Raw genomic sequence first — 21,308 nt, 5'->3', positions numbered from 1 at the left:
CTTGTGGTGCGGGGCTTTCTCTTTTTGCGGGGCCGGCCCTTCACGGGAGGCGGCCGCGTCACCCCTGTGCACCCGCACCAGACGGCTGCGGGTAAGGTCAGGGGGCATCATTCGTACGTTCTTCACAGGAGGCCCCCGGGTGGAGGTCCAGGAGACTCGGGTTCAGACGGACCGGGTACTCACCATCCCCAACATCCTCAGCATGGCTCGCCTTGTCGGCGTCCCGCTCTTCCTGTGGCTGATTCTCCGCCCCGTGTTCGGCGGCCCGCAGAGCGACGGCTGGGCCCTCCTCGTCCTGATGCTGAGCGGCATCAGCGACTACCTCGACGGCAAGCTCGCCCGGCGCTGGAACCAGATCAGCAGCCTCGGCCGGCTCCTGGACCCCGCCGCGGATCGTCTGTACATCCTCTCGACCCTCGTCGGCCTGACCTGGCGGGAGATCCTGCCGCTCTGGCTCACCGCGGTACTGCTGGCGCGTGAGCTGATGCTCCTCGTGATGGTGGGGATCCTCCGCCGCCACGGCTATCCGCCGCCCCAGGTGAACTTCCTCGGCAAGGCCGCCACGTTCAACCTGATGTACGCGTTCCCCTTGTTGCTGCTCAGCGACGGAAGTGGTTGGCTGGCCTCGCTGGCCGCGATTTTCGGATGGGCGTTCGCAGGTTGGGGTACAACGCTCTACTGGTGGGCAGGCATCCTCTACGTCGTTCAGGTCCGCCGACTCGTCAAGGCGGACGCAACAGCCGATTGAGCTCGTTGAAGCGGCGCCGCGCAGTGTGGCCGGCCCCCCGCTGATGCCCCGAACAGTGCCCCGACGGGCGAAGTCGGCCAGACCGTCGTCTCTTCAAGGAGGACGATTCCGACATGAAGGCCGTCGTGATGGCTGGTGGCGAAGGCACGCGCCTTCGCCCCATGACCTCAAGCATGCCCAAGCCGCTCCTCCCGGTCGCCAATCGGCCGATCATGGAGCACGTGCTGCGGCTGCTGAAGCGGCACGGGCTCAACGAAACCGTCGTCACCGTCCAATTCCTCGCCTCACTGGTCAAGAACTACTTCGGGGACGGCGAAGAGCTCGGGATGGAGCTCAGTTACGCCAACGAGGAAAAACCGCTCGGCACCGCCGGAAGCGTGAAGAACGCCGAGGAGGCGCTGAAGGACGACACCTTCCTCGTCATTTCCGGTGACGCGCTCACCGACTTCGACCTCACCGATCTCATCGCCTTCCACAAGGAAAAGGGCGGGCTGGTGACGGTGTGCCTGACCAGGGTGCCGAACCCTCTGGAATTCGGGATCACGATCGTGGACGAGGCGGGCCAGGTCGAGCGCTTCCTGGAGAAGCCCACCTGGGGTCAGGTCTTCTCGGACACCGTCAACACGGGCATTTACGTCATGGAGCCCGAGGTATTCGACTACGTCGAGGCCGAAGTCTCCGTGGACTGGTCCGGCGACGTCTTCCCGCAGCTCATGAAGGAGGGCAAGCCCATCTACGGCTACGTCGCCGAGGGCTACTGGGAAGACGTCGGCACCCATGAGAGCTACGTCAAGGCCCAGGCCGACGTCCTCGAACGCAAGGTCGACGTCGAGATCGACGGCTTCGAGATCTCACCGGGCGTCTGGGTGGCCGAAGGCGCCGAGGTGCACCCCGACGCGGTACTCCGCGGCCCCCTCTACATCGGGGACTACGCGAAGGTCGAAGCCGGGGCGGAAATTCGCGAGCACACGGTCATCGGCTCCAACGTCGTCGTCAAGAGCGGCGCCTTCCTGCACAAGGCCGTCGTCCACGACAACGTCTACATCGGCCAGCACAGCAATCTGCGCGGATGCGTGATCGGTAAGAACACCGACGTCATGCGGGCCGCCCGGATCGAGGACGGGGCCGTCATCGGGGACGAGTGCCTGATCGGCGAGGAATCGATCATTCAGGGCAATGTCCGCGTCTACCCGTTCAAGACCATCGAGGCCGGGGCGTTCGTCAACACCTCGGTGATCTGGGAATCGCGCGGTCAGGCCCATCTCTTCGGCGCCCGGGGCGTTTCAGGGATTCTGAACGTCGAGATCACCCCGGAACTGGCGGTCCGGCTCGCCGGTGCCTATGCCACCACCCTCAAGAAGGGTTCGACGGTCACCACGGCGCGCGATCATTCCCGCGGCGCCCGGGCGCTGAAGCGTGCGGTGATCTCGGCGCTCCAGGCCAGCGCCATCGACGTACGGGACCTGGAGAACGTACCGATGCCCGTCGCCCGCCAGCAGACCGCGCGGGGCAGCGCCGGCGGGATCATGATCCGTACGTCCCCCGGCGTGCCCGACTCGGTCGACATCATGTTCTTCGACGAGCGGGGCGCGGACCTGTCCCAGGCCCGGCAACGGAAACTGGATCGGGTCTACGCCCGTCAGGAATACCGTCGCGCCTTCCCCGGCGAGATCGGGGACCTGCACTTCCCGTCCAGTGTCTTCGACTCGTACACCGGATCCCTGCTGCGCAACGTGGACACCACGGGGGTCGCGGACGCCGGGCTGAAGGTCGTCGTCGACGCGTCCAACGGCAGCGCCGGGCTCGTCCTGCCCAGCCTGCTGGGGCGGCTCGGCGTGGACGCGCTGACCATCAACCCGGGCCTCGACGAATCGCGGCCCACCGAGTCCGCCGACACCCGGCGCGCCGGCCTGGTGCGGCTGGGCGAGATCGTCTCCTCGGCCGGGGCCGCGTTCGGCGTGCGGTTCGACCCCGTCGGCGAACGGCTCTCCCTCGTCGACGAGAAGGGCAGGATCGTCGAGGACGACCGGGCGCTCCTGGTGATGCTCGACCTCGTCGCGGCCGAGAGGCGCAGCGGGCGCGTGGCGCTGCCGGTGACCACCACGCGGGTCGCCGAACAGGTCGCGGCGTACCACGGGACACAGGTCGAATGGACGACGACGTCGCCCGACGACCTGACCCGGGTGGGACGCGAGGAGGGCACCATCTTCGGGGGAGACGGCCGCGGCGGCTTCATCGTTCCCGAGTTCAGCAGCGTCTTCGACGGCTCCGCGGCCTTCGTGAGACTGCTCGGGCTCGTCGCCAGGACCCAGCTCACCCTCAGCCAGATCGACGCCCGGATCCCGCGCGCCCACGTCCTGCGCCGCGATCTGGCCACGCCCTGGGCGGTCAAGGGCATGGTCATGCGGCGGGTCGTCGAGGCCGCCGGGGAGCGCAGCGTCGACACGACGGACGGCGTGCGGGTCGTCGAGGCCGACGGGCGATGGGTGATGGTGCTGCCCGACCCTGCCGAGGCCGTCACCCATCTGTGGGCCGAGGGACCCGACGACGCGTCCGCGCAGGCCCTGCTGGAGGAGTGGGCGGGCGTCGTGGAGAGCGCAGGTCACTGAGGGGACCCCACCGGTGTGCCCGGGGCGCTCCCGGGCGCCGCAGGGCACTCCGGTGGGCCCATTCGGCGGTAGCGGCGGAGCCGTGCGACGATGTGCGGCATGTCGCAGCAGACCCCCGATCGGAGTACCCCCGTGCGTCCGGACGCGTCCATGTCGCTGCTGACCAACGTGATGGACCACAGCCTGGACGACGGATACGCCGAGGCGTCGGCGCGTCGCAGGGCCGACGGGACCGCGGGCATGCCCCGCAGGCTCAGGTCGAAGCTCGGCCTCGCCGCCTGCCTGGTGCTCGCCGCTCTCGTCGTCACGCTCGGCGCCGCGCAGGCGCGTGTCTCGGCCCCGGTCCTCGCCAAGGAACGCGAGGAGCTCATCGACCGCATCGACGGCGAGACGAAGGCGGCCGACACCCTCGAGTCCCAGGTCGACGGACTCCGGGAAGACGTGGGCAGACGCCAGCGCAAGGCGCTGGAAAAGCACGGCGGGGACCAGGGGGGACTGGTGGCACTGCTCGCCGGGGCGACACCCGTGCGGGGGCCGGGTGTGAAGCTCGTGGTCGACGACGCGAAGGAAGCCGAGGCGGGAGGCGGCGGCCCCCGGGAGAGCAGCAGCTTCTCCGACACCGGGCGCGTCCGCGACCGGGACCTCCAGCGGGTCGTCAACGGCCTGTGGCAGTCCGGCGCCGAGGCGATCGCGATCAACGGACAGCGCCTGACGGCCCTGTCGGCGATCCGCGCCGCCGGTGACGCCATACTGGTCGACAACAGACCGCTCGTGCCGCCGTACACGGTGCTGGCGGTGGGGGACGGGAAGCCGCTCGGTGCCGCGTTCAGGGACAGTGACGACGGCCAGTACCTGCAGGCGCTCAAGGACACCTTCGACATCCGGACCAGCATGTCCGTCCAGGAAAAGGTGAGCCTCCCGGTCGCCCCCAGCCTGATCGTACGTACAGCACAGCCTTACCGGGCCGCAGACACCGGCAGTGGTGCGGCAGACGCAGAGAAGGGCACATCGTGATCGCCGTACTGGGCCTCGTCTTGGGAGTCGTGGTCGGACTGTTGGTCCGGCCCGAAGTGCCGGCGGTGGTCGAGCCCTACCTTCCGATCGCCGTCGTCGCCGCGCTCGACGCGGTCTTCGGTGGGCTGCGGGCCATGCTGGACGGCATCTTCGTCGACAAGGTCTTCGTCGTCTCGTTCCTGTCGAACGTCGTGGTGGCCGCGCTGATCGTGTTCCTGGGCGACAAGCTGGGTGTCGGGGCCCAGCTCTCCACCGGCGTGGTGGTCGTGCTCGGGATCCGGATCTTCTCCAACGCCGCGGCCATCCGTCGGCACGTCTTCCGGGCCTGACGCCGATGAGCGACGCAGAGATCCCCGAGAACAGCGAACCGGCCGCCGAGCGGCCCGACGACACCACCCCGGAGCTCACGGGACGTCAGCGGCTCATCGCCGGACTGTGGCCCCCGCGGGTGACGCGGGCTCAACTCGTCGTCGCGCTCCTGCTGCTCGTCCTCGGCCTGGGCCTGGCCATCCAGGTGCGTTCCACCAGCGACAACAGCGCGCTGCGCGGGGCCCGCCAGGAGGACCTCGTGCGCATCCTCGACGAGCTGGACGACCGCACGCAGCGACTGGAGGACGAGAAGCAGGGCCTCGAGGCCCAGCGCACGGAGCTGGAGAACAGCTCGGACCAGGCCGAGGAGGCCCGCAGGCAGACCGTCGAGAAGGAACGGCAACTCGGTGTCCTCGCGGGTACCGTGGCCGCCCACGGGCCCGGGATCACCCTCACCGTCGACGACCCCGGCAACGGGGTGAAGGCGGACATGCTGCTCGACGCGCTCCAGGAGCTGCGCGCGGCGGGTGCCGAGGCGATCGAGGTGAACGGGGTCAGAGTGGTGGCCAACACGTACTTCTCCGGTGATGGCGGCAATGTCAAGGTCGACGGCCGTAAGATCACCGCACCGTATGTGTTCAAGGTGATCGGGAAGCCCCAGGACCTGGAACCCGCGCTCAACATCCCCGGCGGTGTGGTGCAGACACTGGAGAAGGAGCAGGCCACGGTGCATGTGGAACAGGTCGACGACATCGTCGTGGACGTCTTGCGACCGGCGCAGCGGCCTGACTACGCTCGGTCGTCATCCCCGTGAGGCCGCGGTACGGAAGGGTTGAGCAACACGGGCGGGAGGTTGCGGGGGGTCGCCGCACCGACATGGTGGTGCGTAATGGAAACTGTCGAGTGGATACGGACGTTGTGAAGTTGTCCGGGTCGGCAGGTGTGTTCGTTCAGGGTTCGTCCTGCCCCACGGGCGGGTCTATTTCGGTCAAGGGGAATCGCCCGTGAAGTTGTTTGGGAAGTTGTTCGGCAAGAGCGCTCGCGACGAGGCTGCCCGTCATCGCGCACCGCGCCACGGCCAGGCGGACGAGGAGGGCTCGCAGCGCCCGCTCTTCCGCGATGAGACGTCCGGTCCGGGCAGCGGCGCGGCGGGCGCCTCCGGCGCGTCGTCCGTTGACCCCGCCGGTGCCGGCCGCATAGGTTTCGGGGCACCGTCGAACTCGGGTACGGGTGGAGGGTTCGGCCCGGGGCAGGAGGGTTCGTCCATGCCGGTCTGTACGAGGTGCGGCCACCGCAACACCGAGGACAGTCGCTTCTGCTCCCAATGCGGCGCGCCGCTGAGGGGCGGAATTCCCGAGCGTGCCTCGGAGACGACGTCGACCATCTCCATCTCCGGTCTGGAGGCGTACGACGCGGAGACCACCGGGCAGACGGCCCTGCCGTCCCTCTCGCCCGAGGCGCAGGCCGCCGTCGAGGCCCTTCCGGTCGGCTCGGCGCTCCTCGTGGTGCGGCGCGGTCCGAACTCCGGGAGCCGCTTCCTGCTGGACGGTGAGCTGACCACGGCCGGCCGCCACCCGCAGAGCGACATCTTCCTCGACGACGTGACCGTGTCGCGTCGGCACGTGGAATTCCGCCGGAACCCCGACGGCAGCTTCACGGTCAGTGACGTGGGCAGCCTCAACGGCACGTACGTCAACCGTGAGCCCATCGACTCCGTCGCTCTGTCGAACGGTGACGAAGTGCAGATCGGCAAGTACCGGCTGGTCTTCTACGCGAGCCAGCGGGGCATCTGACCCGTCAGGGAAGGTCCATGCTGAGAACACCGACGGGCGGTGCCGGTCACGGCACCGCCCCGGCCGAAGACCGTCCGATGAGCATCGGCACGGTGCTCCTGCGGCTGCGGGACGAGTTTCCCGAGGTCACGATCTCCAAGATCCGCTTCCTGGAGGCCGAGGGACTCGTCGAACCGCAGCGGACCCCCTCCGGTTACCGCAAGTTCCGCGCGGCCGATGTGGAGCGCCTGGCACAGGTGCTCCGCATGCAGCGGGACCACTACCTCCCGCTGAAGGTCATCCGCGAGCATCTGGACGCGCTCGCCCGCGGCGAACAGCCCGCGCTGCCCACCGGCAGCCTGAAGGATCCGGTCGACGCGGGCACGGACGCGCAGCCCTTCCGGGCGACGGCGCCCCGGATCGGCCGTGCGGAGCTGCTCGCGGCCGCCGAGGTCACCGAGAGCGACCTGGCCGAGTGGGAGTCGTACGGACTGGTCACACCCACCGCCGAGGGCGGTTACGACGCCGAGATGGTGACCGTGGCCAAGCTTGTGGCGGATCTGGGCCGATTCGGTCTGGAACCGCGTCACCTGCGCGCCATGCGGGCGGCGGCGGACCGCGAGGCCGGGCTCATCGAGCAGGTCGTCGCCCCCCTGCGCCGTCACCGGAATCCGCAGACCAGAGCCCACGCGGAGGCCACCGCGCGAGAACTCGCGGAGCTGTCCGTACGGCTCCATTCCGCCCTGGTGCAGACCGCTCTGCGGGTGCGCCTCCACTGATCGCGTCGCCGCCCCGACTACCCAAACCTGCCGAGCACGTCCTAGGGTTGCTGTGTGAACGAGCTCGACGTTGTGGGTGTCCGGGTGGAGATGCCCTCCAATCAACCGATCGTGCTCCTGCGTGAAGTGGGAGGCGACCGGTTCCTCCCCATCTGGATCGGTCCTGGTGAGGCGACCGCGATCGCGTTCGCCCAGCAAGGCATGGCTCCGGCCAGGCCCCTGACACACGACCTCTTCAAGGATGTGCTCCAGGCAGTCGGTCAGGAGCTGACCGAGGTCCGCATCACGGATCTCAGGGAGGGGGTCTTCTACGCGGAGCTGGTCTTCGCCAGCGGGGTCGAGGTGAGCGCACGCCCCTCCGACGCCATAGCCCTCGCCCTGCGGACGGGAACGCCGATCTACGGCAGCGACGGCGTGCTCGACGACGCGGGCATCGCCATTCCGGACGAGCAGGAGGACGAGGTGGAGAAGTTCCGCGAGTTCCTCGACCAGATCTCACCGGAGGATTTCGGCAGCAGCAGCCAGTAGCCGTCAGTCAGGAACCCGTCCGAGGGGACGCCGACAGCGCATCCGACAAGCCTTTCCCGCTCGTACGGCAGCGGAAACCACCCTCAGGGTGATTATCACTCGGCGTGCCGAGTGTGGCGATCGTTGACGCACCCCGAGTGACTGCCTACCTTCGAGGTGGCAGGTCAAGGACGGAGGTCGGCGTGAGAAGCAGCGGCGACGGTACGGCAGTCGGTGGGCCGTATCCGCAGCAGGGGAGTACGGCCGGCCGCACCATCGGGCAATCGGTGAAACCGACTGTGATGGCGGGGGGCGGAGTGACATCGGCCGACGACATCGGCTACAGGGGGCCGACGGCCTGCGCGGCCGCGGGGATCACCTACCGGCAGCTCGACTACTGGGCGCGAACGGGCCTGGTCGAGCCGAGCGTGCGCCCTGCGTACGGATCGGGCACGCAGCGGCTCTACAGCTTCCGGGACGTCGTCCTGTTGAAGATCGTCAAGCGCTTCCTGGACACGGGCGTCGCGCTCCAGAACATCCGCACCACGGTGCAGCACCTGCGGGCCCGGGGATTCCAGGACCTGGAGCGGATGACGCTGATGAGCGACGGGGCGACGGTCTACGAGTGCTCCTCGCCCGACCAGGTCGTCGACCTGCTCCAGGGGGGCCAGGGGGTCTTCGGGATCGCCGTGGGCGTGGTGTGGCACGACGTCGACGCCGCCCTGTCGCAGCTGCACGGCGAGCGGGTGGACACCGGCGAGACGCTGATCGGGAGCAACCCCACGGACGAACTGGCACGGCGGCGCAACCGCGCCGGATGACCGCGCCGGGGAACCGGGGCACGGCGATTGTCAGTGCCATGGGGCAGCATCGGAAGATGTGAGAGCCGCGCCCACCATCCTCCATCTCGACATGGACGCCTTCTACGCCTCCGCGGAGCAGGCGGCGAAGCCCAGTCTGCGCGGCAAACCGGTCGTGGTGGGCGGTCTGGGGCCGCGCGGAGTCGTCGCCACCGCGTCGTACGAGGCCCGGCACTTCGGGGTGCACTCGGCGATGCCGATGGCGCAGGCGCGGCGCCTGGCGCCCAACGCGGCCTATCTGGTGCCCCGCTTCCATCTGTACCGGGCGGTCAGCGACCAGGTGATGGAGTTGCTGGGGCGGCTCTCCCCGCTGGTGGAGCCGCTCAGCCTGGACGAGGCGTTCGTCGACCTGGAAGCCGGCGGTGTGGCCGACGACACGGCCTCCGCGCTGGCGGTCGGCAAGGAGCTGCGCGCGGTCATCGAGGCCGTCACCGGGCTCACCGGATCGGTCGGGCTCGCGGGTTCCAAGATGCTGGCCAAGATCGCGTCGGAGGAGGCGAAACCGAACGGCCTGCGGCTCATCGAGCCGGGGACGGAACGGGCGCTGCTCGCGCCCAAGTCCGTACGGATCCTGCCCGGCGTCGGGCCGGCGACGGCCGATCATCTGCGTCGGGCCGGGATGACGACGGTCGAGGACCTGGCCGAGGCGGGGGAGGCGGAGCTCGTACGGCTGCTCGGCAAGGCGCACGGCGTCTCGCTGTACCGCATGGCCCTCGGGCACGACGACCGGCCCGTCGTCGCCGAACGCGACGCGAAGTCGGTGTCGGTCGAGGACACCTTCGACACGGACCTGCACGACCGGGTGCGGGTCAGGACGGAGGTGGAGCGGCTGGCCGACCGGTGCGTCCGGCGGCTGCGCGGGGCGGGGCGGTCCGGGCGCACGGTGGTGCTGAAGGTGCGGCGCTACGACTTCTCCACGCTCACGAGGTCCGAGACGCTGCGGGGGCCCACGGACGATCCCGCAGTGGTCCGGGAGGCCGCCGCGCGGCTCCTGGAGGCCGTCGACACCACCGGGGGCGTACGGCTGCTGGGGGTGGGGGTCACGGGCCTCGCCGACTACACCCAGGAGGACCTGTTCGCCCAGGCCGCCGGTGAGCGGGCCGCTGCCGGGGACACGGCCGGGACGGACGCCGACGAGGGGCGGGAGCCGGACCGCGCGGCGGCCGTCGCGTCCGAGGAGGCGCCGGAGACCGCCGAACGGCTCGCGGCCAGGGGCTGGCCCGCGGGCCACGACGTCCACCACGACACCTACGGCCACGGCTGGGTGCAGGGCAGCGGTCTCGGCCGGGTGACGGTCAGGTTCGAGGAACCCTGGTCGGCGCCCGGCCGGGTGCGCACGTTCCGGACCGACGACCCGGAGCTGCGGCCGGCCGAGCCGATGCCCCTGGTGCGCGATCCGGTGGACTACTCCTCCTGGCCGGCCAGCCTGCCGAAGTCCCTGTCCGGGGCGGTCCCCCCGGACGAGGAGTCGAGACCGTAGTGCCGGTACAGCTGGAGTTCCTGTTCCGGCGAGAGGTGGCGGCCGACACCGAAGTCGGGCGCTTCCCTGATCAGGGCGCGGTCGAAGGGGACGCGGAGGGTGTCCTCCACGAATTCGCTGGGTTCCAGCGGGACGAACGCGTCCCGGCTGAAGAGTCCGGTGCGCACGGCCGCCCACTCGGGTACGCCGGTCGCGTCGTCGAGGTACACCTCGTCCACGGTTCCGATCTTGGTGCCCTTGCGGTCGAACGCCTTGCGGCCGATCAGGCTGCGCGGATCGATGTCGGTCTGCACGATCCCTCCCACTGGTCGCGGCTACTCCACAAGCACTACAGAAAGGCACAATCGGGGGGTTGGCCACTCGAGGGCTCCGCCACGAACCCCGCTGGTAGGCTGGTGACGGCCGCTGACCCCGTGCGGGAGAGCCTCCGGAGCCGATCCGAAGGCGCCGAAGGAGCAAATCCTCCCCGGAATCTCTCAGGCCCCCGTACCGCACGGACGAGGTCACTCTGGAAAGCAGGGCGGGTCCCGTGCGGCCGAGTGCCGGTTCGGTTCCCTTCCTCACCGACGGTGAAAGCCGGTGTGCCGCAGGTGCGCCGGTGAAGCTCTCAGGTCGAGATGACAGAGGGGGAGGCCGTTCGGGCACCCGCGCCGCGGTGCCCCTTCGCAGGTCGTGACAGACCAGGAGGCCTCCACCATGACCCCCCGTCGCACTCCGCTCTCCCAGCTGGAGCTGGGCATTCCGTTCGAAGAGCGCCACATCGGTCCCGATGCCGAGGCGCAGTCGAAGATGCTCGCCCAGGTCGGTTACGGATCGCTGGACGAGCTGACCGCGGCCGCGGTGCCCGATGTCATCAGGAGCGCCGAGGCGCTCGCCCTGCCGGGCGCCCGCACGGAGGCCGAGGTCCTGGCCGAGCTGCGCGCCCTGGCCGACCGCAACCAGGTGCTGGCCCCGATGATCGGGCTCGGTTACCACGGCACCTTCACCCCGCCGGTGATCCTCCGCAACGTCATGGAGAACCCCGCCTGGTACACGGCGTACACGCCGTACCAGCCGGAGATCTCGCAGGGCCGGCTGGAGGCGCTGCTCAACTTCCAGACCATGGTCGCCGACCTCACCGGGCTGCCCACCTCCGGCGCCTCCCTGCTCGACGAGGGCACCGCGGCCGCCGAGGCGATGGCGCTCTCGCGACGGGTCGGCAAGGTCAAGGACGGCGTCTTCCTGGTCGACGCCGACGCCCTGCCGCAGACGGTCGCGGTCGTCGAGACCCGCGCCGAACCGACCGGTGTGGAGGTCGTCGTCGCCGATCTCACCGACGGCATCCCCGCCGAGCTCGCCGAGCGGGGCGTCTTCGGCGTCCTGGTGCAGTACCCGGGTGCCTCCGGCGCGGTGCGCGACCCCCGGCGCGTCATCGAGCAGGCCCGTGAACTCGGTGCGATCGTCACCGTCGCCGCCGACCTGCTGGCCCTCACGCTGCTCACCTCGCCGGGCGAGCTGGGCGCCGACATCGCCGTCGGCACCACGCAGCGCTTCGGCGTCCCGATGGGCTTCGGCGGACCGCACGCCGGTTACATGGCCGTGCGCGAGAAGCTCGCCCGCAGCCTGCCCGGGCGCCTCGTCGGCGTCTCCGTCGACGCGGACGGCAACAAGGCGTACCGGCTGGCCCTGCAGACCCGCGAGCAGCACATCCGCCGCGAGAAGGCCACCAGCAACATCTGCACCGCCCAGGTGCTGCTCGCCGTGATGGCCGGGATGTACGCCGTCTACCACGGCCCCGAGGGACTGCGGCTGATCGCCCGGCGCACCCACCGCTACGCGACGGTCCTCGCCGCGGGTCTGCGCGCCGCCGGTGCCGAGATCGTGACCGAGAGCTACTTCGACACCCTCACCGTTCGCGTCCCGGGCAGGGCCGCCGACGTCGTGGCCGCCGCCCGCGAGCGCGGGGTGAACCTGCGGCTCGTCGACACGGACCTGGTCTCCGTGGCCTGCGACGAGACCACCACGCGTACGCAGATCGCCGCCGTCTGGGCCGCCTTCGGCGTCGGGGGCGACATCGACGCGCTGGACGCCGACGCCGCCGACGCGCTGCCCGAGAACCTGCTGCGCGCCGACGAATTCCTCACCCACCCGGTCTTCCACCAGCACCGTTCCGAGACGGCCATGCTGCGCTACCTGCGCGGGCTCGCCGACCGGGACTACGCCCTGGACCGCGGCATGATCCCGCTCGGCTCCTGCACCATGAAGCTGAACGCGACCACCGAGATGGAGCCGATCACCTGGCCCGAGTTCGGCGGTCTGCACCCCTTCGCCCCGGCCGAGCAGGCCCAGGGCTTCCTCACCCTCATCCGTGAGCTGGAGGAGCGCCTCGCCGAGGTCACCGGGTACGACAAGGTGTCCATCCAGCCGAACGCCGGCTCGCAGGGCGAGTTCGCGGGCCTGCTGGCCGTGCGCGCCTACCACCGGGCCAACGGCGACGAGCAGCGGACCGTCTGTCTCATCCCGTCCTCCGCGCACGGCACCAATGCCGCCAGCGCGGTGATGGCCGGCATGAAGGTCGTCGTGGTGAAGACCGCCGACGACGGCGAGGTCGACGTCGAGGACCTGCGCGCCAAGATCGAGAAGCACCGCGACGAGCTCGCCGTGCTCATGATCACCTACCCGTCGACGCACGGTGTGTTCGAGGAGCACGTCGCGGACATCTGCGCCGAGGTGCACGACGCCGGTGGTCAGGTGTACGTGGACGGCGCCAACCTCAACGCCCTGGTCGGCCTCGCGAAGCCGGGCCGGTTCGGCGGTGACGTCTCGCACCTGAACCTGCACAAGACCTTCTGCATCCCGCACGGCGGCGGCGGCCCCGGCGTCGGCCCGGTCGGCGTGCGCGCGCACCTCGCGCCGTTCCTGCCCAACCACCCGCTGCAGCCCGCCGCGGGCCCCGCGACCGGGGTCGGACCGGTCTCGGCCGCGCCGTGGGGTTCGGCCGGCATCCTGCCCATCTCCTGGGCGTACGTCCGCCTGATGGGCGGGGAGGGGCTGAAGCACGCGACGCAGGTCGCCGTGCTCGCCGCCAACTACATCGCCAAGCGGCTCGAACCGCACTTCCCGATCCTCTACAGCGGTCCGGCGGGTCTGGTCGCCCACGAGTGCATCGTGGACCTCCGGCCGCTCTCCAAGGCCACCGGCGTCAGCGTCGACGACGTCGCCAAGCGGCTGATCGACTACGGCTTCCACGCGCCGACCATGTCGTTCCCGGTCGCCGGAACGCTGATGATCGAGCCGACCGAGAGCGAGAACCTCGCGGAACTCGACCGCTTCTGCGACACGATGATCGCCATTCGCGGCGAGATCGAGAAGGTGGCCTCGGGGGAGTGGAGCGCGGACGACAACCCGCTGCGCAACGCACCGCACACCGCCGCGGCGCTGGGCGGCGAGTGGAAGCACGGCTACAGCCGTGAGCAGGCCGTCTTCCCGGCCGGTGTCATGGCCGCCGACAAGTACTGGCCGCCGGTGCGCAGGATCGACGGTGCCTTCGGCGACCGTAACCTCGTCTGCTCCTGCCCGCCGCTGGACGAGTACGACAACTGACGCACCCGCGTCCGGGCACGCCACGGACACGCGTCGCGGCCGGTGCGGAGATCTTTCCGGGCCGGCCCTCGTTCGTACCTGCCGCTCTCAGGCGGCCCGCATCACCCGGTCGGCCGTCGACGGCCGATGAGGGGCGATGATCTGCCCGTCCGGGAGCAGCTCACCGGTGTCCTCGAAGAGCAGGACACCGTTGCACAGCAGGCTCCAGCCCTGCTCCGGGTGATGCGCCACGAGGCGGGCGGCTTCCCGGTCGGGTGAGTCGGCGGTGGGGCAGGGTGGCTGGTGCTGGCACATGGATGGGTTCTTTCGCTGCGTCGTGGTGAATGTCCTGCGGCTTGACGAAGTGTTCATGGCCGCTCCCCCGTATCGATAGGTCCGGTCCCAGTGTTGCTCCACGGGCGCCATTCCGCAGGGATTTCGCGGCAGCACTTCCGTCTACTCCGATGATGCGTCACCCGGCCGGACGGTTCACCGCAATTGCACTGTCCTTTCGGGTGGTTCGGGGTGGTCGGACCGGGCTAGTCCGGACGGGCGGAATGTGCGCCCCCACTCGGCCTCTCGCGTAATCGGGGAGTCCATGGGTCCCGCGTTCCGCACCCCGCGCCCGCGACGTGCCGTCCGCACGAGCCTCGGGGCGTACGAAGCCCCGGGCCCGAGAAGCACCGTGCCCCGTCGCCGGCGGACACGGCGACGGGGCACGGGGGGTGTGGCGACGGAGCGTTCGTCGTCAGGCGGGCGATCCGAGCAGCGGGCCCGGGCCCGGGGTGATCCGGCCGGTCATCAGGCGGAGCAGATCGGCGACCCGGTGGGCGCGGTGCGCCGCGATGCCCGGCGGCGCGGGTGCCAGCGGTACCAGGAGGTCGGCGGGGGCGAGCGAGCCGCCGGAGGCATCGGCCTCGGGGTCGGCGTGCAGCCACAGAGCCAGCATGTAGAGCGCCGGGACGGACAGCAGTCGCGGCTGGTAGTGCGGTGTCATCGTCTCCGCCTGGCGCAGGGCGAGTTCGGTCGCCGGGACGTACGGGCCCTCGAAGAAGTGCGAGAAGGCCCAGCCGTCCGGCGTGAGCATGGTGTCCGCCGCGGCGACGGCCCGTCCCGAGTCGCGGATCAGGAACCGCCACCCGGCGAGCCGGGTGGTAGGGGCGGCCCCGTCGGGCCCGATCCGGTCCAGCACATGGACGGGGAGCGGGAGTTCGGGGCTCAGCGGTCCCTGGGCGGACTGGAGCGCGGGGGTGCGGGCCTCACGGACTGCGGTGGGTGAACCGAGTGCCGCGAGAACGCTGCGCAGAGCGGGCGCGGGGGCCGGGGGTACATGCAGCGGCATAGTGGGTCGCCTCTCACTTCGGAGACACGTTGATGCGTGGGCGGGTGCAGACGTCGCTGTCGGCGTACGGGGCCAGAGGGGCCGGTGACCGCACCGGTGCGTCAACTCTCTGCCTCGTCAGCAAAGTTTATACGACAGGTGTTCACACAGTGTTTTCCCTAGCCGCCGATGCTATTGCCGGCAAGGCGGCATCGAGACTTTATTATGCGGTATTTTCTGTTGATTTGCCGTCAACGGCTCAGCCGCTGCCAGTAGTTTTTCTCCGGGCGTGGACGGCTGAAACGAGCTGCTCTATCAACGTGCTTCGAGAACGTAAACCGCATGCTCCGTCATGCCGAGGGAATGTGCCTCCGGCCGTAGCTCTCAGGCTACTGGGTGCGCGGCCTCCGGGAGGGCGTTGTGGATCACCGGCCTGGGCATTATCGACCGTGACGTGAGTGGCCTGGGCCGCGGGCTGCCCAATTGAGGGAGGGACACTTCGATGGGGGAGAAGGTCGTGGCGGGCACCTTTGACCTGTCCGATCGGCAGAGGTACCGGAGGAAGCTCCATCAGTGTCTGGAGGGCTTGGAGAGGCTGCTGGCGGAGAAAAGGTTCGACCGCCCCCGCAATCTCATGGGCATGGAGATCGAGCTGAACCTGGCCGGCGCCGACGGCATGCCGAGGATGATGAATGGAGAGGTGCTCCAGCGCATAGCAAGCCAGGATTTCCAGACGGAACTGGGGCTGTTCAATCTGGAAGTGAACATAGTCCCGCATCCCCTTCAGGGGCGCGTTTTCGATCAGCTCGCCGAAGAGCTCAGGACCGGCCTCGGATATGCGCACCGGAAGGCGGACGAGGTCGATGCCGGGATCGTGATGATCGGAATTCTGCCCACGCTCGGGCGTGCGGATCTCGTGGCGTCCAACCTCTCGGAAGCGGACCGCTACACACTGCTGAACGATCAAATCGTGGCCGCGCGGGGCGAGGATTTCTCGCTCGACATCCAGGGCGTGGAGCATCTGCTCTCCACAGCGTCCTCGATCACCCCGGAGGCGGCCTGCACCTCGGTCCAGCTGCATCTGCAGGTGACCCCGGCCCGCTTCGCCGCCGTGTGGAACGCGGCCCAGGCCGTCGCCGGGGTGCAGATCGCCATCGGTGCCAACTCCCCCTTCCTGTTCGGCAGGGAGCTGTGGCGCGAGTCGCGTCCGCCGCTCTTCCAGCAGGCCACGGACACCAGACCGCCCGAACTCCGCAACCAGGGGGTGCGGCCACGGACCTGGTTCGGGGAACGGTGGGTGGCGTCTGCGTACGAACTCTTCCGCGAGAACCTGCGTTACTACCCCCCGCTGCTGCCGATCTGCGACGAGGAGGACCCGCTGGCGGTGCTGGACGCGGGCGGGGTGCCGGGGCTCCAGGAACTCGTGCTGCACAACGGCACGGTCTACCGGTGGAACCGGCCCGTGTACGGGGTGGCCGACGGCGTGCCCCACCTGCGGGTGGAGAACCGGGTCCTGCCTGCCGGCCCCACCGTCACCGACGTGATCGCCAACGCCGCGCTGTACTACGGGCTCGTACGGGCCCTCGCCGAGGAGTCCCGCCCGGTGTGGACACGGCTGCCGTTCGCGGCGGCGGAGGAGAACTTCGACACCGCCTGCCGCCACGGCATCGATGCGGAGCTGATCTGGCCCCGTCCCGGCCGGTCGGGCGGGCTGACCCGGGTCCCGGCCGTCGAACTCGTCCGGAACGAACTGCTGCCGCTGGCCGCCGAGGGACTCGACGCGTGGAACATCGCGCCCGCCGACCGCGACCACTATCTCGGGGTCATCGAGGGGCGCTGCAGACGGCGGACGAACGGGGCGTCCTGGCAGACGGACACGTACCACCGGGCACGGGAGGCGGGACTGGAACGGCATGCGGCACTGACCGCCACCACCCGCAGATACGCGGAACTGATGCGCGGCGGCGAGCCCGTGCACAGCTGGCCCACGGGCGTTCCCGCGACGTGACTCCGCCCTTCGGCACCGACCCGCGTCCGTGCGGGCACGGCCGACCTCGATGACGCGGCCCGGCCCCGGGCGGTGTGGTTGCTCTGCCCGGCCGTCATGATCGCCCGGAGGATCACGGCCTCGATGTCGGCCGGGTCGGTGACCCGGGTGTCGCCGTCGCCGCCACCCGCCGGGCGACGCCCCGACGCCGGACAGCGCGAGCAGGCCGGTGGCCCTGCGCGCGGGACCGGCCGATCCGAGACGCACCTCGTCCGCGCCCACGGCCGAGGCCGTCCCCCCCGGCCCCGGAGCACGTCCTGCGCGGCCGTCCCGGACGCTCCGCGGCCGACGGCACCGCGGCCACGGTCACGGGGGAGGAGGCGACGGAACTGCCCGGCGTGATCGGGACGCCGTCGCCCGAACCCCTGGCCCGGTCCAGCCGGAGATCGGAGTCGGGCAGCCGGATCCGGTGGTCCGGAGCGGCGGAACCGGCGGCGAGGGCATCGGCGACCTCGTACGACTCGCGAGCCACCACGCGTACGCGCAGGCAGCGACCGTCGGACGTCACACTGTCGTCGCGCCCCCGGCCGGCCACGGCACGCACGGAGGGGCCGATGTCCGGTGGGGCCATCGGGCAGAGGCGTACGGCGGGGGCCCGCAGGAGTCCGACGACAGCAGCCCGCCCCGCGCCACGACCGCCGTCCTGCGGGCCACGGTGAGGACGAGCGGCGTCGCGATCGCGACACCACGCCGTCGGCGGCGCGGCGGGGCCTCCCCGCGTCCGTCGGCCGCGGAGTCGTCGGGCAAGCTGTGACGTCCCATGTCGGTGGTGCCCCTCCTTGAGGATGAAGAGGGAGGAGGGGGACCACGCCATCACCGATGATGGCCGTCCCCCGACCCGCATGATCTCCGTGCTCGCATTCGAGACCCTGGCGGGACGGGGGTACGGGCATGAATGCACAACTCGAGGCAGGTGTACAGGTGGAGACGGGGTACATGGCCAGTTCTTTTCCCCGAGAGGAGCTGTCACGGCGGACCGCGCGGACCGAGACGGTGCTGGTACTGGCTCTCTCACTGGGCGCCAGCGGGGTGTCTGCCCTGATCAGCTTTGTCGGTTCCCTGACGAAACCAGGGGGCTTGAAGGAGCAGGCCGCGACACTCAACGGCTCGTACGCCCCGGGACGCCCCTGGCTGGATCTGGCCTGGCAGCTCTTCGGTATCGCCACGGCCCTGGTGCCCGTCGCACTCGTCGCCCATCTGCTGGTCAGGGAGGGCGCCGGGCTGCGTGCCATCGGCTTCGACCGTACGCGGCCCTGGCAGGACCTGGGTCGCGGCACGGCGGTCGCGGCGGGCATCGGGAGCGCCGGGCTCGCCTTCTATCTGGTGGCGCGTGCCACCGGATTCAACCTCACCGTCGTTCCGGAGTCGTTGCCCGACGTGTGGTGGAAGTTCCCGGTCCTCATCCTGTCGGCACTCCAGAACTCCGTGCTGGAGGAAGTGATCGTCGTCGGCTATCTGCTGCGCAGACTCGGTCAGTTGGGATGGTCGCCGGCGGCGGCCCTGACGGCGAGCTCGGTGCTGCGTGGTTCGTACCACCTCTATCAGGGGATCGGCGGGTTCATCGGCAATGTGGTGATGGGCGTGGTCTTCGTGCTGCTGTACCGGCGCTGGGGGCGGGTCGGCCCGTTGGTGGCCGCGCACGCGCTGCTCGACATCGGGGCGTTCGTCGGGTACGCGCTGCTGGCGGGCAAGGTGGGGTGGTTGCCTACGGCGTGAGCAGTTCGCCGTCGACGACGGTCACGGCCTTGCCGGTCAGCAGGGTGCGGTCGCCGCGCAACGAGGTGCGGACCAGGCCGCCGCGGGCGGAGGCTTGCAGTCCGGTCAGCTCGTCGCGGCCGAACCGGGCCGACCAGAAGGGTGCCAGCGCGGTGTGGGCGCTGCCGGTGACCGGGTCCTCGTCGATTCCGACGTTGGGGAAGAAGCTGCGGGAGACGAAGGCGTAGCCGCGCGAGGGGTCCTCGGCGGCGGCCGTGGCGATGACACCCCGCCGGGAGAGTCCGGCCAGCGTCACGAGGTCCGGGGCCAGTGCCCGTACCGATGCCTCGTCGGCGAGCTCGACGAGCAGGTCGCCGACGTGAGCTCCGGTGTCATGGACACAGACCGGCTCCGCGCCGAGCGCGGCGGCAAGCCCGGCGGGGGCGGCCGTGGGGGTGAGCGGGGCGGTGGGGAAGTCGAGCGTGATCGCGCCGTCCGGGTGGGTGGTCGTGGTGAGGATGCCGCACCGAGTGGCGAAGCGCACGGTTCCGCTCGCCGTTTTGGTGGTGTGCAGGACGTGGGCAGTGGCGAGGGTGGCGTGCCCGCACATGTCGACCTCGGTGGTCGGGGTGAACCAGCGCAGCTCCCAGCCGGCCGGGCCGCCCGGTGCCGCCGGGCGGGCGAACGCGGTCTCGGAGAGGTTCATCTCCATGGCAATGCGCTGGAACAATGTGGCGTCGGGCGCGGCATCGGCGTCCAGCAGCACGACTGCGGCGGGGTTGCCGGTGAAGGGGCGGTCGGTGAACGCGTCGACGATTCGGATCCTCATGGCGCGAACGTACGCGAGACGGGCGGCCGTCGGCCAAGGCCAATCCGCGTCTGATGGCCCGGCAGGTCCGGCCGTGGGCGGGGCCGGGCCGTGCGTCGGACGCCTTGGCGGGTGGAGCCGTGACGTCCGTCGGGGGAGTCCGGACGTCCGGCGAGCGACCCCTGCCGGGACGGGGCCGGTGTGCGAAGGGCCGCGCGGGATGCCACGGGCCCTTCAGAGCGGCGTTCTCGTGCGGGGTGCCGTCGTCAGGCGGTGACCAGTCCGTCGAGTTTGCGCAGCGACTCGACGAGCGCCGCGGTCGCCGAATCCTTGAGCTTGCCCGCCATCAGGGAGACCGCGGCCCCGGTGAACTCCCCGTCGATACGGACGGTGGTCGCCTCTCCGTCGGGCGCCAGGGAGTAGCGCATGGCCAGGTTGACCCCCATCGGTCCCTTGCCCCGGGTGGCGAGCAGACGCGCGGACTCCAGTTCCGTCACGGTCCACGTCACCTCGGCCGGGAAGCCCATGAGCTTCATGTTCTCCTCGTAGGTGGCCGCGAGTTCGAGCGTGGCCGGGCCGCCCTTCGGGAAGCTCGTGTGGGTGGCGTTCCACTCGCCGTACGCGGTGAAGTCCGTCAGCCGGGCCCAGACCTTCTCGGCCGGTGCCTCGATGCGTGCCTCTGCGCTGACCTCGGCCATGCGACCACCCCTTCTCGACGGGTTACGGTGTCGCGGAACGTAGCCGCAGCGGCGTGAACATTCAATACTGATGAACCGTCAGTTCGGGGTGTCCCTGCCTTCCGCCCTCACGAGCCAGATCGACGCGGCGTCGAAACGGTCGGAGGCGCGTGGGTGCGGACCGTCGTCGTGGCAGTGGAACGCGGCCCAGAACAGGTCGGCGCGCAGGGCGTCCACCGGTGCATGGATCCGGTACACGTACTCCCGTCCGTCGAGTGCCGGCAGGGCGACCAGCCAGGACACGTCAGCAGACCCCTTCCGGCCGCCGTGCGGGTGTTGTTGCCTGTGGGACGTGCCCGGAGCGGTTCGCAGTTGCTCCGGGGCGGTGATGCAAGGCGGCGCACGCCGTTTCTCCGGATCGGGTTCCCGAGTGGCGAGATCTCATCCGCAAGGAGGAGGGGTCGCTCTGGGGTGCCCACCTTGCGTGGGATGCCCAAATGGGTCGCTCCGCCGATGATTTCCCGCCACCGGACTGATGGGGTGAGAGGTGTGCAAAACCGGACGCCGCGGATCCCTCACCAGCCCACATCGAACCATGCCGATCTCGACGCAGGACTCACCGTGGAGCTGGCCACCGTGGTGACGGGTGCCCGCAGACGCGCGCTGCGCGACGGTGACCGGCACATCGACACGGCGCATCTGTTGCATTCCCTCATTGAATCGGACCCCGAGGTACGAGCGGCCCTCGACGAGGGGCCGCAACTGGCCAAGATGCTCGGCTATCTCGTCCAGCGCAGCATCGGGTACGGGCTGCGCTGGCAGGGCTCGGTGGAGGACTCCGGCGCCGTTCCGGTGGTCACCGTACCCGGGCCGGGCCGGCGCGACCCGGGAGTGGCGGGCTGGTCGCCCTCGGCCGCCTCGGCCATGGCGGAGGCCGGTGAGCGTGCGCGGCGGCGCGGGGACGTGCGAGCAGGGGGTCTCGACCTGCTGGCGGCCCTGGCCATGGATCACGAATGCCGGGCCGTCGAGGTGCTGGAGCGGGCGGGTGTGGACGCCGATCGGCTGGCGGCCCGCATCGTCCGGGCGACGGGCTAGTGCTGTGGTCGGAAGGGTTTGCCGGT

At 70.3% G+C, this 21,308-nt stretch carries 21 protein-coding genes and 1 riboswitch; of the genes, 15 read left to right on the top strand and 6 right to left on the bottom strand.

The window, feature by feature from the left end:
- Positions 1-139: 139 nt before the first annotated feature.
- The 10 genes from AMK22_RS08150 (at position 140) to AMK22_RS08105 (ending at position 10,078) form a co-directional block, all read left to right on the top strand.
- On the top strand, positions 140-748 hold the full coding sequence (locus tag AMK22_RS08150; protein ID WP_073782737.1) for a CDP-alcohol phosphatidyltransferase family protein: 609 nt from the start codon (positions 140-142) through the stop codon (positions 746-748).
- 113 nt (positions 749-861) lie between these two features.
- Complete coding sequence (locus AMK22_RS08145; protein WP_073782736.1) at positions 862-3,357, top strand: mannose-1-phosphate guanyltransferase; 2,496 nt, start codon at positions 862-864, stop codon at positions 3,355-3,357.
- Positions 3,358-3,507: 150 nt separating this feature from the next.
- Positions 3,508-4,371 carry a DUF881 domain-containing protein gene (locus AMK22_RS08140; RefSeq protein ID WP_199883159.1) on the top strand — a complete coding sequence of 288 codons (864 nt, stop codon included), beginning with the start codon at positions 3,508-3,510 and terminating at the stop codon, positions 4,369-4,371.
- Positions 4,368-4,700, top strand: coding sequence for a small basic family protein (locus AMK22_RS08135; protein ID WP_073782734.1), 333 nt, complete (start codon positions 4,368-4,370; stop codon positions 4,698-4,700). The genes AMK22_RS08140 and AMK22_RS08135 overlap by 4 nt, the downstream gene beginning before the upstream one ends.
- 5 nt (positions 4,701-4,705) lie before the next feature.
- Positions 4,706-5,494 carry a DUF881 domain-containing protein gene (locus tag AMK22_RS08130; protein WP_073782732.1) on the top strand — a complete coding sequence of 263 codons (789 nt, stop codon included), beginning with the start codon at positions 4,706-4,708 and terminating at the stop codon, positions 5,492-5,494.
- Between the two features lie 190 nt (positions 5,495-5,684).
- Positions 5,685-6,473, top strand: a complete 789-nt coding sequence (locus AMK22_RS41730; RefSeq protein WP_073782730.1) for an FHA domain-containing protein — start codon at positions 5,685-5,687, stop codon at positions 6,471-6,473.
- Between the two features lie 17 nt (positions 6,474-6,490).
- Positions 6,491-7,231: a transcriptional regulator FtsR gene (gene ftsR / locus AMK22_RS08120; protein ID WP_073782728.1), complete on the top strand. Its 741-nt coding sequence runs from the start codon at positions 6,491-6,493 to the stop codon at positions 7,229-7,231.
- Positions 7,232-7,285: 54 nt separating this feature from the next.
- On the top strand, positions 7,286-7,759 hold the full coding sequence (locus tag AMK22_RS08115) for a bifunctional nuclease family protein (protein ID WP_073782726.1): 474 nt from the start codon (positions 7,286-7,288) through the stop codon (positions 7,757-7,759).
- A 182-nt stretch (positions 7,760-7,941) separates the two neighbouring features.
- Positions 7,942-8,559: a MerR family transcriptional regulator gene (locus AMK22_RS08110; RefSeq protein WP_073782724.1), complete on the top strand. Its 618-nt coding sequence runs from the start codon at positions 7,942-7,944 to the stop codon at positions 8,557-8,559.
- Positions 8,560-8,617: 58 nt separating this feature from the next.
- On the top strand, positions 8,618-10,078 hold the full coding sequence (locus AMK22_RS08105; protein ID WP_073782723.1) for a DNA polymerase IV: 1,461 nt from the start codon (positions 8,618-8,620) through the stop codon (positions 10,076-10,078).
- Here AMK22_RS08105 and AMK22_RS08100 read toward each other — a convergent pair.
- The gene (locus AMK22_RS08100; RefSeq protein WP_073782899.1) at positions 10,003-10,371 is read right to left on the bottom strand and encodes a PRC-barrel domain-containing protein; all 369 of its coding nucleotides are present in this window, start codon (positions 10,369-10,371) and stop codon (positions 10,003-10,005) included. The genes AMK22_RS08105 and AMK22_RS08100 overlap by 76 nt on opposite strands.
- 113 nt (positions 10,372-10,484) lie before the next feature.
- A riboswitch (glycine riboswitch) is annotated at positions 10,485-10,580 on the top strand.
- A gap of 194 nt (positions 10,581-10,774) precedes the next feature.
- Here AMK22_RS08100 and gcvP point away from each other — a divergent pair.
- Positions 10,775-13,660: an aminomethyl-transferring glycine dehydrogenase gene (gcvP, locus tag AMK22_RS08095; protein ID WP_073782721.1), complete on the top strand. Its 2,886-nt coding sequence runs from the start codon at positions 10,775-10,777 to the stop codon at positions 13,658-13,660.
- Positions 13,661-13,747: 87 nt separating this feature from the next.
- On the opposite strand, the gene AMK22_RS08090 is transcribed toward gcvP, so the two are convergent.
- Positions 13,748-13,954 carry a DUF5999 family protein gene (locus tag AMK22_RS08090; protein WP_073782719.1) on the bottom strand — a complete coding sequence of 69 codons (207 nt, stop codon included), beginning with the start codon at positions 13,952-13,954 and terminating at the stop codon, positions 13,748-13,750.
- 433 nt (positions 13,955-14,387) lie between these two features.
- On the bottom strand, positions 14,388-14,981 hold the full coding sequence (locus tag AMK22_RS08085; RefSeq protein WP_073782717.1) for a hypothetical protein: 594 nt from the start codon (positions 14,979-14,981) through the stop codon (positions 14,388-14,390).
- A gap of 481 nt (positions 14,982-15,462) precedes the next feature.
- On the opposite strand from AMK22_RS08085, the gene AMK22_RS08080 reads away from it, so the two are divergent.
- The 3 genes from AMK22_RS08080 (at position 15,463) to AMK22_RS08070 (ending at position 18,723) form a co-directional block, all read left to right on the top strand.
- Positions 15,463-16,968, top strand: a complete 1,506-nt coding sequence (locus AMK22_RS08080) for a glutamate-cysteine ligase family protein (protein ID WP_073782715.1) — start codon at positions 15,463-15,465, stop codon at positions 16,966-16,968.
- A gap of 448 nt (positions 16,969-17,416) precedes the next feature.
- A complete protein-coding gene (locus tag AMK22_RS08075) occupies positions 17,417-17,761 on the top strand; it encodes a hypothetical protein (RefSeq protein ID WP_073782713.1) in 345 nt (114 codons plus the stop codon).
- A 182-nt stretch (positions 17,762-17,943) separates the two neighbouring features.
- Positions 17,944-18,723, top strand: a complete 780-nt coding sequence (locus tag AMK22_RS08070; protein ID WP_073782897.1) for a CPBP family intramembrane glutamic endopeptidase — start codon at positions 17,944-17,946, stop codon at positions 18,721-18,723.
- On the opposite strand, the gene AMK22_RS08065 is transcribed toward AMK22_RS08070, so the two are convergent.
- The 3 genes from AMK22_RS08065 to AMK22_RS08055 all read right to left on the bottom strand — a co-directional run bounded on the left by AMK22_RS08065 (position 18,713) and on the right by AMK22_RS08055 (position 20,490).
- Positions 18,713-19,531: a PhzF family phenazine biosynthesis protein gene (locus AMK22_RS08065; protein WP_073782711.1), complete on the bottom strand. Its 819-nt coding sequence runs from the start codon at positions 19,529-19,531 to the stop codon at positions 18,713-18,715. The genes AMK22_RS08070 and AMK22_RS08065 overlap by 11 nt on opposite strands.
- Positions 19,532-19,776: 245 nt before the next feature.
- Complete coding sequence (locus AMK22_RS08060; protein ID WP_073782709.1) at positions 19,777-20,208, bottom strand: type II toxin-antitoxin system Rv0910 family toxin; 432 nt, start codon at positions 20,206-20,208, stop codon at positions 19,777-19,779.
- Positions 20,209-20,286: 78 nt separating this feature from the next.
- The gene (locus AMK22_RS08055; protein ID WP_073782707.1) at positions 20,287-20,490 is read right to left on the bottom strand and encodes a hypothetical protein; all 204 of its coding nucleotides are present in this window, start codon (positions 20,488-20,490) and stop codon (positions 20,287-20,289) included.
- Positions 20,491-20,736: 246 nt separating this feature from the next.
- On the opposite strand from AMK22_RS08055, the gene AMK22_RS08050 reads away from it, so the two are divergent.
- The gene (locus AMK22_RS08050; RefSeq protein ID WP_199883151.1) at positions 20,737-21,282 is read left to right on the top strand and encodes a Clp protease N-terminal domain-containing protein; all 546 of its coding nucleotides are present in this window, start codon (positions 20,737-20,739) and stop codon (positions 21,280-21,282) included.
- Positions 21,283-21,308: the final 26 nt, after the last annotated feature.

The organism is Streptomyces sp. CB01580 (assembly GCF_001905795.1).
In the GTDB taxonomy this organism is placed as follows: Bacteria; Actinomycetota; Actinomycetes; order Streptomycetales; family Streptomycetaceae; genus Streptomyces.
This window is presented reverse-complemented; position numbering and strand designations above follow the sequence as displayed.